Here is a 12,243-nt window from a genome sequence, read left to right as displayed (position 1 = left end):
CAGAAATGCGCGTAGCTGTTAGCAGCGACATTGCTGAAAGGTAAACAGACCCAAAATAATGAATAGGTAATATTGTGAAGTTAAACCAAGTTTTTATTTATTTTTTCCTGCTTTTTTCTTTTCAAGTTCCAGCGTTCGCATCTACTCTCAAAGTTTTTTGTTATGACGAAAAACAAGATGATTGGGAGTGGCTCCGTAACGATGAAGGAGGCATTGTTGACTTTGAAGGGGTCACGAAACAAATGGTCATTCACTCACAAAGTGAATACTTTTATTTTGTCGATATATCACAGTCGTTATATCGCTACTTCCAGGATTCTTGTCCGCAAGGTTCGGTTCCACAGCCAGCAAATAGTCGTTTTTCCAGCTGGCGTGTCTTCCGTGTTCAGCTCCCTAATGGGCAATTTCGTATGGCAGAAGGTAAACGTTCCTACTACAGCCAAATCGATCATGTTTTTCTCCGATTTAGTGATGAGCGTCTTAAAAGAAGAATCAGACCGCTAGGCCCAGTTTTAGACCGTGTCACACAATTGGAAGGCGTATCCTATCAACTCCGTTATACAGGCAACGATGAGCTTGGTTTGATTGCACAAGATGTGCGGGAAATATTTCCGGATGCGGTGATTGAAGATGATCCTTCTGGTTATCTAAAAGTTGATTATCGCGCGATGATCCCGATACTGATCGAATCCATTAAAGAATTGGAAGAGCGCGTTAGAGCGTTAGAAAACTAGTCGTGAAAAGCGCGGCGATGGCCGCGCTAACTTCAATTAGTCCGAAAGGGATTTCAAACGATACATGAGATCCAATGCCTGACGAGGCGTGAGTTCATCAGGATCAATATCCTTCATGGCATCGACAAGTGGGTGTGGCTCTTCAGGAAGGGCCATCTCAAGCTGCGCAGCTTGGGTGAGATCAGGCTGCGGGTTGGACTGAGACTCTAATCGTTTGAGCTTTTGCTTCGCAGATTGGATCACAGGTTTTGGTACACCAGCGAGTTGAGCGACTTGTATCCCAAAGCTCTTACTCGCAGCCCCTTCTTCCACTGTATGCATAAAAGCAATCGTATCTCCATGTTCAACCGCATCCATATGGACGTTGCGAATGTGTTCGTGTTGCTCTGCCAATGCGGTTAACTCGAAGTAGTGGGTTGCAAACAAGGTGTGTGCTTGAATTTTCTCCGCGAGATAAGTCGCACATGCCCAGGCGAGGGACATTCCGTCATAAGTACTGGTTCCTCGACCGATTTCATCCATGAGCACAAGGCTGTTAGATGTGGCGTTATTGAGGATATTTGCGGTTTCTGTCATCTCAACCATGAATGTTGAGCGACCGGATGCTAAGTCGTCAGATGCACCGATCCGCGTGAAAATTCGGTCAACTGGCCCAATGACCGCCCGTTCAGCTGGGACAAAACTCCCAATATGTGCCATAAGCACGATCAGAGCAGTTTGACGCATATAGGTTGATTTTCCGCCCATATTGGGACCAGTAATGATCAACATACGTGATTTTTTGTGCATTGAAACCGGGTTTGGAATAAATGGCTCTTTTAACATATATTCCACAACAGGATGACGACCAGACTGGATGTTGATTTCCTGAGTGTCGGACAATGTCGGGCGTGCGTAGCTGAGTGACTCGGCTTTTTGAGCCAAATTACATAACACGTCGAGTTCGCATAGTGCATTGGATGAAGCTTGCAATGGTGCTAATTGTTCCAAAAAGACATCAAATAATGCTTCATAGAGCTTTTTTTCTAATGCGAGCGCTTTGCTTTGACTGCCAAGGACCTTGTCTTCGTATTCTTTTAATTCTGGAATAATATACCGCTCGTTATTCTTTAACGTTTGTCGACGAACATACTCCGGCGGAACCTGCTCGGAATAAGCACGGCTGATCTCAATGTAATAGCCGTGGACTTTATTAAAGCCAATTTTGAGCGTTGGGATCCCGGTTCTTTCTTTTTCGCGTTGTTCGATTTGAAGAAGGTAATCAGTTGCGCCGTCACTCAGTGCTCGCCATTCATCCAGCTCTGCATGGTAACCGGGTGCAATGACACCACCATCGCGAATGAGCACGGGTGGATTTTCAACAATGGCGCGCTCAAGCAAGTTATGTAACTCAGGGTAAGTCGTAATGCGTGCGCTTAAGTTTTGCAAATATGCAGCGGGAAGCTGCTGCATCAATGCTTGCAGCTCAGGTAATTGAGCAAATGCATGGCGCAGACGGGTAAAGTCTCTTGGACGAGCACTGCGCAGTGCTAATCGGGAGATGATCCGTTCAATATCACCGATTTGCTTTAATAAAGGCTGAATGTCTGCATAAACGCTGGTTTGAATCAAACTATCGATACAGTCGTAGCGCTCTTCCAGTTGTTGTTTTTCACGAATTGGTGTGTGGATCCAGCGTTGTAGCAAGCGACTGCCCATCGGCGTAGATGTATCGTCCAGCACCGCGCTGAGTGTGTTTTCATCACCACCGGATAAGTTTTGTGTGAGTTCCAGATTTTTGCGTGTTGCAGCATCGAGGATCACACAAGCACCGCTTTTCTCAAGGCCAATACGACGAATATGTGGCAGTGCAGTTCTTTGCGTATCTTTGACGTACTGCATCAAACAACCTGCGGCAGTGAGACCCTGATGCGCTTGATGCACTCCAAAACCGATTAAATCGCGTGTTTGGAATTGCTGGGTGAGCAGGCGTGTTGCAGTTTCGAGTTCAAACTCCCACTCAGGGCGACGCCGAAGACCTTTTCTTCCTTCAATCAATGTCATGTGAGAGAAGTTTTCCGGATAAAGAAGTTCTGCTGGATCAATGCGCTGAAGGGCCGCACTGACGGCTTCTTCATTTTCTAGCTCATTGATTAAGAAGCGCCCGCTGGCAATATCCAGATATGCGAAGCCGAAACCTTGTTTCGGAGCAGCAAAAATCGCAGCAATAAAGTTGTCTTTTTTCTCTTTGAGTAATGCTTCGTCGGTGATGGTTCCGGGTGTAACGATACGTACGACTTTCCGTTCGACCGGACCTTTACTTGTGGCAGGGTCACCAATTTGCTCGCAGATTGCGACGGATTCGCCCAATTGAACGAGTTTTGCTAAATAGTTTTCGACGGCATGATAAGGGACGCCAGCCATCGGTATAGCACTCCCGCCGGATTGGCCCCGTTTGGTGAGGGAGATATCTAGGAGCTGAGAGGCTTTTTGCGCATCTTCGAAAAATAACTCGTAAAAATCACCCATTCGGTAAAACAGAAGAATATTTGGGTGCTCAGCCTTAATGCGTAAAAATTGCTGCATCATGGGGGTGTGCGATTGGATCGCGGATTCGGAAAATCTATCTAAAGGCATTCTTTCGATCTTGTCAGCGCAAAAGCGCCATTATATCGAATTTCATGTTGAATGTGAGGCGGGGGAACGGGATCTTTTGGAAGATGATTGATTTCAAATTAAAAAGAAACAGAAACAAAAAAGCCTCGCGATTGCGAGGCTTTAGAATATGGTGCCCGGAGGCGGAATCGAACCACCGACACGAGGATTTTCAATCCTCTGCTCTACCGACTGAGCTATCCGGGCGTGCGGCGTATTAAACGGGTTTTCGGCCTTTAAGTCAATACTTTTTTTATCAGAAACTTTTATTTGCGCAGATAAACAACAGATTGCGCAAATTATGATTCAGGCGGCTTATATCCTTCGATTTCGACCTCTTTTCCTTCGAAGAGAAAGCCACTCATTTGTGTCTCTAGAAACTTACGATGTTCCGGATCCATCATATTGAGTTTGTGTTCATTGATCAGCATGGTCTGTTTTTTTTGCCATTCTGCCCAAGCTTCTTTTGAGATGTTGTCAAAAATCTTCTGGCCCAGCTCACCCGGGTAGAGTTGAAAATCCAGTCCTTCAGCTTCTTTTTGGAGAAACTGACAAAATATCGTTCTGCTCATCAGGTCTTCCTGTTTAGGGATACGTTTGATGTGACATTATAAAGAAGTTTCGTAGATTGAGATATAGTGCGTGTTTTGAGTTGGTATTTCAGGCACTATGTTGCGCAACAGGCTTAAAAGCATCAACTCTATTTTCAATATGGTCACAACTTTGTGAAAATGTTATTATCTGTTGGCAAATTTCAATAAAATCAGTGATTAAAAAGAAATCAGTTTAGAAGGAGCTAGCGTCGTATGATTTTGAAGCATGTTGCGTTTCGAACCCAAGGTGCTGGGATTGTCAGCATCGGTATCAAAGGCGTCAAACTCCCCTCTCGCGGCTACCTTGTCCCCACAAAAACATCGGCAGAAGCCGAACGTCAGATTTCCTTGATTTCGAAAGATCTCATCGGAGACCCTTGGAAGCGGGATGAATTTGCGAGTTTGCTAAAAGCGTCAGGTGTATCAGGATTTATCAGCCAGCTCGCTCGCAATCAACTTGAAATGCTGAAAACTCAACTTTTGGCAGACAAGCTCGTTTGTTTTCACGAGCATCCACCAAAGACAATGCCTTATCTTGGCAATGTCCGTGCGGCAGATAATGCTCCATCGGCACCGCCAAAGTCAACTAAACCTGTTGTATCACCCGCTGCGCCGGAACCAACATTCAACCCAAAACAATCGGTGAATGACACGCCTACACCACCAGCAATTGAAGATCAAGCGCTGCGTGCCGATCCAGTGTCGATGCTCACAGGTGAAGAGATCCTGACTTGTGTGGATATTGGAAAACGCAGTCCAATCCGTCATCCATGGCAGCGAATATACCGTTCTTCCAACGCACAGATGAATGTTGGTATGGGTTATGGATGGCGTCATGCCTGGCAAGTGTCTTTGATTGAGTGCGAAGAATCATTTCCTGAAGAAGGACAAGACGCAAAACGCTGGATGGTTTATACGGATGAGCAAGGCCGTGAGCATACTTTTGATTACTTAGAACCGAAACAAACCTGCTATCAGTCCAGCAGTGGTTTGACGCTGGAAGGGCAACAGTTTGGTGTGACACGTTCCTATGCCCTGATTTTCCCAGATAAAACCCGATATATTTTTAAAGCTGCATCAAAACGCTGGCGGCTTGTAGAAATTCATACCAACCCGCAATGGTGGGTGTTGAATTATGACGATACGGATCGCGTGATTGATATCTGTTGGCGTGGTCACCGAGGTGTCCAACTGATTTATCAAAGCGAAGGTTGGTTGAGTGCTGTGACACCCTACCAGATTGTTGAAAATGTTGCCGTTGCACAGGATGTGCCATTGGTTCAATATCGCTATGACAGTATCGGTCATTTAATTGGCGCAATTGATGCACAGGGTAGAGAAGAGCGTTATGACTACGATAATCAACATCGCCTGATCCGTCGAGAGCGAGCGGAAGATCTAGCCCACGACTTGTCTTGGCTAAATGGTCAATGTGTTGCACAACGAGGATCAGATGGTGTTTATGCCAGTCGGATGACATTTGATGCTGCAACGAATATCAGTACGTGTACGGACTCACGTGGATACACAGAAACGTTCGAGCATAACAAAAAAGGACAACTCGTCCGGTATACCAATGGAAATGGGCATACTTGGCACTATGGCTACACCCAAGCTGGCTGGCGCAGCCAAACTATGGATCCGTTAGGGCACTCGAAGTATTGGACATACAATGGTCAAGGCCAATGTTTAAGCTATATCAATGCACTGGGTCAAACGACTCGATATGATTATGACCGCTGGGGTCATTGTATTCGTACGCAGCGACCCGATGGACAATCCATTACGCGTATTCTTGATCTCGATGGCACACTTCGGGCTGAGCAATATCCAGACAACCAAGCTTGTCTGATTGAATACGATGGACTGAATTTACCGACCAAATACATCGATTTTGATCGCTCGCATATGACCCTCACCTGGGATCAACAATTGCAATTGCTGATGACAGATATCGCTGGCGTCAAAACACGTTATAGCTATCACAAGGATGGTCAGCTCAACGGGATTTTGGAGCCTTCTGGCCTTGGACACTTATTCCATCACAATAAGAAAGGCCAAGTAGAGCGAGTATTGCAAACAGACTTTGCGGCATATCAGGCAGCGAAAGATAAAGATACGGTGCCAACATCGGCGCATCATTATGTGTATGATAAAGCCGGGCGCTTAACCCAATATACGGCACCGGATGGCCGTATCGCATCCGCAACTTATACCTATGACACCTTGCCAGAAACGATCACGCGTCCGGATGGCAACACTTTGTTTTTCAATTATGATACCGAGCGCAACTTATTATCCTTGTCTCGCCATGATGGTATACAAGTCACATTTGCTTATGACGGCAATGAAAATATCACCCAAATGACAGGTTTGGACGGGCGAACGTTGGATTTCCAGTACGATCCTTGCGATCGCGTGACGCAAGTGACCGAAGGAGACCGCCAAGTTCAACTCACCTATGATCCGCTAGGCCGTTTAACCTCAAAGCGAGCGAGCAAGCCAGATAATGTTGTAGAGCGGACATTCACCTATAACACGATGGGTCAGATCACCCGGGCATTTAGTGCTGATGCACAGGTCCTTCAATTCTGGGACGAAGGGGGGAAGCTCAAGTACTCAGAGCAAAGCGGTGGGCATGCGCTCAAATACCAATATGATCGCTTTGGCCGACGCACTCACTTGCATCTACCAGATGGTCAAACGGTGTTGTATACCTACGACAAGCATTCGCGACTGGCCCAGATTTCGTTGGATGCGCAATCGATCTGTCAGTGGGAATACGACCAATCTGGCAATCCAAAGACCCTCATATTCGGACATGGCTGTCTGTTGCTGCAACAGTTCGATTTATTTGGTAGGCTGACGCGTCAGTCGTTATACGATACGCAGCAAACCGCATTACAATCGACGCAGTACACTTACGATAAAGCGGATCAATTGACCCAGAAAAAACAACAAGGCGTCATCGATTCAACGATTCAGTATTCTTATAATCAACGTCAGCAGTTGACCCAAGTGACAATGGGTACTCAGCAACATATTTATGATTGGGATACGTTCGGGAATCCACAATCGGCGAAGGTTGCTATACAGGGCGATCGCATTGTCTCAATTGCCAAGCAGGCATGTGGTTACGACAAACAAGGTAACCAAATACGCTCACTCGGGCAGAGTTATCAATTCGATGCGCTTAGTCAGTTAATCACAGTCAACACAGAGCAAGGCCAAACCCAATACACCTATGATGCCTTTGGGAGAAGGCAAACCAAACAGCAAGGTGAGCGTCTTACCCATTACCTATGGGATAAAGACCAACTCGTTGGTGAGTGCCAAGATGGACAATGGACTTGGTTCATCTATATGCCAGACTCTTTTGACCCGATTGCGATGGTCAAGGCTGGTATTGTGTATACCTATCAATTGGATCAACTCGGTACCCCACAGTTGTTGTTAGATCTCGAAGGGACGATTGTTTGGCAAAACCAAAGCGACGTCTATGGTTTGGCGGCAGCAAATGCATCCAACACCATTGAACAACCCCTGCGCTTTGCGGGTCAATACGCAGACGAAGAAACGGGTTTACATTACAACCGCTATCGCTATTACAGTCCAAAGCAGCAGCGTTTTATCAGCCCAGATCCCCTCGGGATTTTAGGGGGAATACACCCGTATCAATATGCTCCAAATCCAGTTAATTGGGTCGATCCACTTGGGTTGTTGTGTAAGGAAGGGTTGGAAAAGCTGGGGCAGATGCTGACAGCCTTGGAAAAAGATGGTTTAACACCTGAAATGCGAGAGAAAGTTTTGGAAGCTGCACAAGCAGGGTCTAATGTAAATTCTTCAGATGAGCAAACTAAGTCTCTAATTAAACGACGTAAACCAGGTGGAACAAATTTCCTGGTACATGAATATGATAAATTAGGACTCGATCCAGAAAATGGTACGGTTACAATGTACCGAAAAGTTGGGGATGATGTTTCACCTAAAGTGCTAACGATAAAAGAGTTTGCTGGAGGACATTTAGTAGATGGCTCTCTTGTTAACGAAGAATGGGCTTCAAATGGAGAATTGATAACTGCTGAAGATTCAATGAGAGACCCTGATGCTAAGCCTACTAAGTTTCACAAAAGAACAGTTGGTGAAGTTGATAATGCTAGGTCTGAGTTTTCTCAACCTAGAAAAGAATATGTTTCAAAATTTGCAAAAGATGCTTTAAATGATGAAAGCCATGAAGCTCATCTTTACTTCGGTAAAAAGGAACTTATGAAAATGGAAATTACAGGCCGTGTTCCAGAAGGATATAATGTACATCATAAAAAACCGATTTTTAGATGCCCGATTGAAGAAAACCCCAATAAGATAAGCAATCTACAGATGCTCCCTGATGAATTTCATAAAGATTATAACCGTGAGCTTCATTGGTATGAAGAAGGTAATTGCCCTTACGATGAGAATGGAAATGGACCAAATCTAAATAATTATAAAGGCTATTTTGAGGAAAACAATGAACGAAATTGATGACTTGATCTCTCAGGCGAAAGATAAAAAGAACTACCGATACAGAGAGGGTGGTACACCAGACTGTGAAATATTAGATGTTGAAAAAGTACTAAATGTTCAGCTACCGATGGATTATAAGTACTTTCTAAGCAAATATGGCTATATTCTTTGGTTTGGTGAATATGTTGTCGGGACCTCTGATCCAGAAGATCTTTTCGCAGAAGATGTTGATGTAATTAGAAGAACTCAATACTACAGAGCGTTCTATGATGAAGATCAACGATATCAATCAGTACCCGAAAATGGCGTTGTGGTTTCCCCTTATGATGGCGGTGGTTATTATCTTCTTTATACGGAAGGAACAGAAAATGCTGGTAAAGTTGGTTTATTCTTAACAGAAAACTGGGGTAAAGAAGTCCAACGGTTTCACTCCTTTGCTGATTTTGTATCTTTTCTGCTTAATGGAACTCCACAACCAGAGGGACTTCCATACTGGAAGTAAACCTTCCCTAAATAAGCGTTTTTTTAATTGGAAGGCGAAATCGCCTTCCAATAATTTATCCATGCTTTTGTAAAAACTTGCGAATTGGAGTCGGGAGTCCGAGGTCTTGCCATTCTTCTTTGCTAAACCATTGTTGGTTTGTGGCTTGTTGACCAAGGTTGCTGATTTGCCAGACGGTGGCATCCAGCTTGTAATGGGTGAAGGTGTGTTTAAACGTCCCTTTGGTGATGGTTTGTTTTTCCAGGTGTGCTGGGTCGATATGAATTTGTGGTAAGCACCACAGTGCACCCCAGATCCCGTCTTTGGCACGCTTTTCCAACAGAAGTTTGCCGTCTTGCTCAATCCATAAATAATGGCCTGGCTTGGTGGGGACGGTTTTCTTTGGTTTGGGTGTCGGGAGTTCGCTGACGCGGTTTGTTTGGTTTGCAATACAGACCTTGTTGAATGGACACTGCTCGCATGTGGGGTTTTTCGGCTTACAGATGGTTGCGCCCATATCCAACAAACCCTGCGCGAATGCGCGATTATCCTGTGTTGGCGTGAGCCGTTCGGAATAGGACCAAAGTAATTTATCAGTTGCAGAGGTTCCTGGTACGCCTTCAATCCCAAAGACACGGCAGAAAAATCGCTTTACATTCCCATCCACAATGGGACCACGTTTGTTATAGGCAAAGGAAACGATGGCACCTGCGGTATATCGGCCAACACCCGGGATTTCCAGCATTCCTTCGACATCCGTCGGAAAGCTACCACCACATTCATGGACGATATATTGGGCTGCTTTCCTTAAATTTCTGGCTCTAGAGTAATACCCCAGGCCTTGCCAAAGCGCCATCACATCATCTTCTTCGGCGGCCGCTAAGTCTTGAACGCTCGGATAAGCGTTCATCCAGCGTTCAAAGTAAGGGATCACAGTCGCCACTTGTGTTTGTTGCAACATGATCTCGGAAACAAGCACACGATAAGGTGTTGGATCTTGTTGCCAGGGAAGGTCGTGCCTGCCTTGCTGCTTTTGCCAATCGAGTAGAGTGTCTGCGAATGAGTCGATCTCAAACGGGAATGGTGTCATGAAATTATGTGCCCTTTATACCTTGTTGAAATGCGCCCCCGGCAGTGTATGGATCTTTCCCAAAATCGCAAGTATTTCCTTGGGAGGCCACGGTTGATATAATGCGCGACTATTTTTTGTAAGGCTGGTATTGAGGTAGGTAACGGGCATGTCCGAAGAGCGAAATGAATCCTTGGAGCAAGCAAAACGCGATGGAAAGTATATTCGTGAAATCAAGAGCTTTGTCAAACGTGAAGGGCGTTTAACCAAGGGCCAGGCAAGCGCATTGGAAAATCATTGGGCAACCATGGGCTTAAACCATGAAGATGGTTTGCTTGATTTTGGCCAGGTATTTGGCAACGACAACCCGGTTGTGCTGGAAATCGGCTTCGGTATGGGCAAATCTTTGGTGCAAATGGCCAAAGAAGCACCCGAGAAGAATTTTATCGGTATTGAAGTCCATCGCCCTGGTGTTGGTGCCTGCTTGATGGAGGCCCAAGAACATGGCGTCACAAATCTGCGTGTATATGAACATGACGCGGTTGAAGTCTTACGTGATTGCATCCCAGACAATGGGCTGCATACGGTGCAATTGTTCTTCCCTGATCCTTGGCATAAAAAACGTCACCATAAGCGACGAATTGTGCAACCTAAATTTGCTCAAGACATTGCACAAAAGTTGGCAACAGGCGGCTTTTTCCATATGGCGACAGATTGGGAAAACTACGCCGAGCACATGTTAGAAGTGATGTCTGCTGCACCGGGCTATACCAATACATCTGAGCAGGGTGATTATGTGCCTCGTCCGGATTCGCGCCCACTGACGAAGTTTGAAAACCGTGGTCAGCGCTTGGGGCATGGTGTTTGGGACTTGATTTTCCAGAAAAAATAATAACAAAGAGGAATGTGATGTTAACGAATGCAAATCAATTGCTTGAGCGAAACTTAGATGTGTTTGAACAGAAGAAACTGCTCGTTGTAAATTGCCCAGATGATGCAGGTATCGAGATGCTCATGCAAGAGACGAGTGCAGACATCACAGTGATTGCGCTAGATTGGCGATCATTTGAAGTCGCCAGTAAAACTTGTCAGCAAACCTTCTTCTCCCATCAGTTGCCAGCAGATTGCCCGTCCCATGATGCGATTTTGATATATTATCCAAAATCAAAGCAGGAATTTGAGTACATCTTCCATATGGCTGCTCCAGTCCTTCAAGAGAATGCAGATGTGTATGTGGTGGGTGACAATAAAGGGGGCGTCAAGTCTGCGCAAAAGCAATTGGCTGGTTATTGTGCATCGATAGGAAAAGTTGACGCTGCACGGCACTGTATTTTGTATCATGGTCAACTCACGGAAGCTGTACCTGAGTTTCGTGTGGAAGCCTGGTTCAAGCAATATGATGTATCGATAGGCGAACGTGCTTTGCAAGTCTATTCTCTGCCAGGCGTATTTAGTCATGGCGAATTAGACATCGCAACGCGATTATTGCTTGAGGAGCAGACAGATAAACCGAGAGGACGTGTGTTGGACTTTGGTTGTGGTGCTGGAGTGATCACCGCTTGGCTTGCAAGTCGTAATGAAAATGCGACAGTAGAAGCGATTGATGTTTCAGCCTTGGCACTTGCCTCGACAGAAAAAACCCTCAATGCCAATGAAGTGGACGCTAAAGTGTACCCTTCAAACGGTTGGTCACAAGTCAAAGGCGTTTTTAACGGTATTTATACGAACCCACCGTTCCATAAAGGCGTGAAGACAGACTATAACGTGACGGAGAGTTTTATTCGTGGCTGTAAAGCGCATTTAAAGTCGAAAGGGCAGCTTCATTTGGTTGCGAATAGCTTTTTAAAGTATCCACCGATTATTGAAGATACGATTGGTACCTGTCATATTGTAGCGAAAAATAAGGGATTTCAGCTCTATCGGGCGAGCTACTTCATGCGTTGACCTTTGCAAAAAAAGGCATAGACTTGTAAAAACATTCGACAACTTCTGAAAAAGCCATGAGACAACTCGCGGCAGTAATTTTACAAGTCTTTTCCTTTTCGGTTGCAGCCGCAATACCATCTCAATGTATCGAAGACCCCAAACGCCAAATCCCCTGTGAAAATTTAATTTTCAAATCCATTTTAAAAGATAACAAAACGAAACTGATTTGCTTTTGCAAAAGCGACTTTAAGGAGTTGTTTATCACCCCAGCCGATGAAACCGAAGCTGTTTTGCAGAAAATGA

Annotated in this window: 8 protein-coding genes and 1 tRNA gene; 5 read left to right on the top strand and 4 right to left on the bottom strand. The window is 45.2% G+C overall.

The window, feature by feature from the left end; genetic code table 11:
• Nucleotides 1–74 precede the first annotated feature (74 nt).
• Nucleotides 75–734 (top strand): tail fiber domain-containing protein, encoded by a 660-nt coding sequence (locus C505_RS23740; protein WP_018693041.1) that lies wholly within the window; start codon nt 75–77, stop codon nt 732–734.
• A gap of 36 nt (nt 735–770) precedes the next feature.
• Here the strand turns inward: C505_RS23740 and mutS are convergent, their stop codons facing one another.
• The 3 genes from mutS to C505_RS0112925 form a co-directional block, all read right to left on the bottom strand.
• The gene (mutS, locus tag C505_RS0112935) at nt 771–3,350 is read right to left on the bottom strand and encodes a DNA mismatch repair protein MutS (RefSeq protein WP_040439902.1); all 2,580 of its coding nucleotides are present in this window, start codon (nt 3,348–3,350) and stop codon (nt 771–773) included.
• A 149-nt stretch (nt 3,351–3,499) separates the two neighbouring features.
• Nucleotides 3,500–3,575: transfer RNA gene (locus C505_RS0112930), tRNA-Phe, on the bottom strand.
• 92 nt (nt 3,576–3,667) lie between these two features.
• Nucleotides 3,668–3,940, bottom strand: a complete 273-nt coding sequence (locus tag C505_RS0112925) for an oxidative damage protection protein (protein WP_018693038.1) — start codon at nt 3,938–3,940, stop codon at nt 3,668–3,670.
• Between the two features lie 234 nt (nt 3,941–4,174).
• Here C505_RS0112925 and C505_RS0112920 point away from each other — a divergent pair, with 234 nt between their 5' ends.
• Nucleotides 4,175–8,482 (top strand): RHS repeat-associated core domain-containing protein, encoded by a 4,308-nt coding sequence (locus C505_RS0112920; RefSeq protein ID WP_018693037.1) that lies wholly within the window; start codon nt 4,175–4,177, stop codon nt 8,480–8,482.
• A complete protein-coding gene (locus tag C505_RS0112915; RefSeq protein WP_018693036.1) occupies nt 8,469–8,966 on the top strand; it encodes an SMI1/KNR4 family protein in 498 nt (165 codons plus the stop codon). The genes C505_RS0112920 and C505_RS0112915 overlap by 14 nt, the downstream gene beginning before the upstream one ends.
• Before the next feature lie 55 nt (nt 8,967–9,021).
• Here C505_RS0112915 and mutY read toward each other — a convergent pair whose 3' ends face one another.
• The gene (gene mutY, locus C505_RS0112910; protein ID WP_018693035.1) at nt 9,022–10,035 is read right to left on the bottom strand and encodes an A/G-specific adenine glycosylase; all 1,014 of its coding nucleotides are present in this window, start codon (nt 10,033–10,035) and stop codon (nt 9,022–9,024) included.
• 148 nt (nt 10,036–10,183) lie between these two features.
• On the opposite strand from mutY, the gene trmB reads away from it, so the two are divergent.
• Entirely contained in the window at nt 10,184–10,906 is a 723-nt protein-coding gene (gene trmB / locus C505_RS0112905) for a tRNA (guanosine(46)-N7)-methyltransferase TrmB (RefSeq protein ID WP_018693034.1), read from the top strand.
• Nucleotides 10,907–10,923: 17 nt separating this feature from the next.
• The gene (locus C505_RS0112900; RefSeq protein WP_018693033.1) at nt 10,924–11,958 is read left to right on the top strand and encodes a methyltransferase; all 1,035 of its coding nucleotides are present in this window, start codon (nt 10,924–10,926) and stop codon (nt 11,956–11,958) included.
• Nucleotides 11,959–12,243: the final 285 nt, after the last annotated feature.

It is taken from the genome of Algicola sagamiensis DSM 14643 (assembly GCF_000374485.1).
GTDB classification, from domain to species: domain Bacteria; phylum Pseudomonadota; class Gammaproteobacteria; order Enterobacterales; family Alteromonadaceae; genus Algicola; species Algicola sagamiensis.
The sequence above is the reverse complement of the archived record's forward strand: the minus strand, read 5'-3'. Positions and strand labels throughout refer to the sequence as shown.

Coding starts and splice junctions, on each gene's coding strand:
- C505_RS0112920 (WP_018693037.1), top strand. CDS start 4,175: ATGATTTTGAAGCATGTTGCGTTTCGAACCCAAGGTGCTGGGATTGTC.
- C505_RS0112915 (WP_018693036.1), top strand. CDS start 8,469: ATGAACGAAATTGATGACTTGATCTCTCAGGCGAAAGATAAAAAGAAC.
- C505_RS0112900 (WP_018693033.1), top strand. CDS start 10,924: ATGTTAACGAATGCAAATCAATTGCTTGAGCGAAACTTAGATGTGTTT.
- mutS (WP_040439902.1), bottom strand. CDS start 3,350: ATGCCTTTAGATAGATTTTCCGAATCCGCGATCCAATCGCACACCCCC.
- mutY (WP_018693035.1), bottom strand. CDS start 10,035: ATGACACCATTCCCGTTTGAGATCGACTCATTCGCAGACACTCTACTC.
- C505_RS0112925 (WP_018693038.1), bottom strand. CDS start 3,940: ATGAGCAGAACGATATTTTGTCAGTTTCTCCAAAAAGAAGCTGAAGGA.
- trmB (WP_018693034.1), top strand. CDS start 10,184: ATGTCCGAAGAGCGAAATGAATCCTTGGAGCAAGCAAAACGCGATGGA.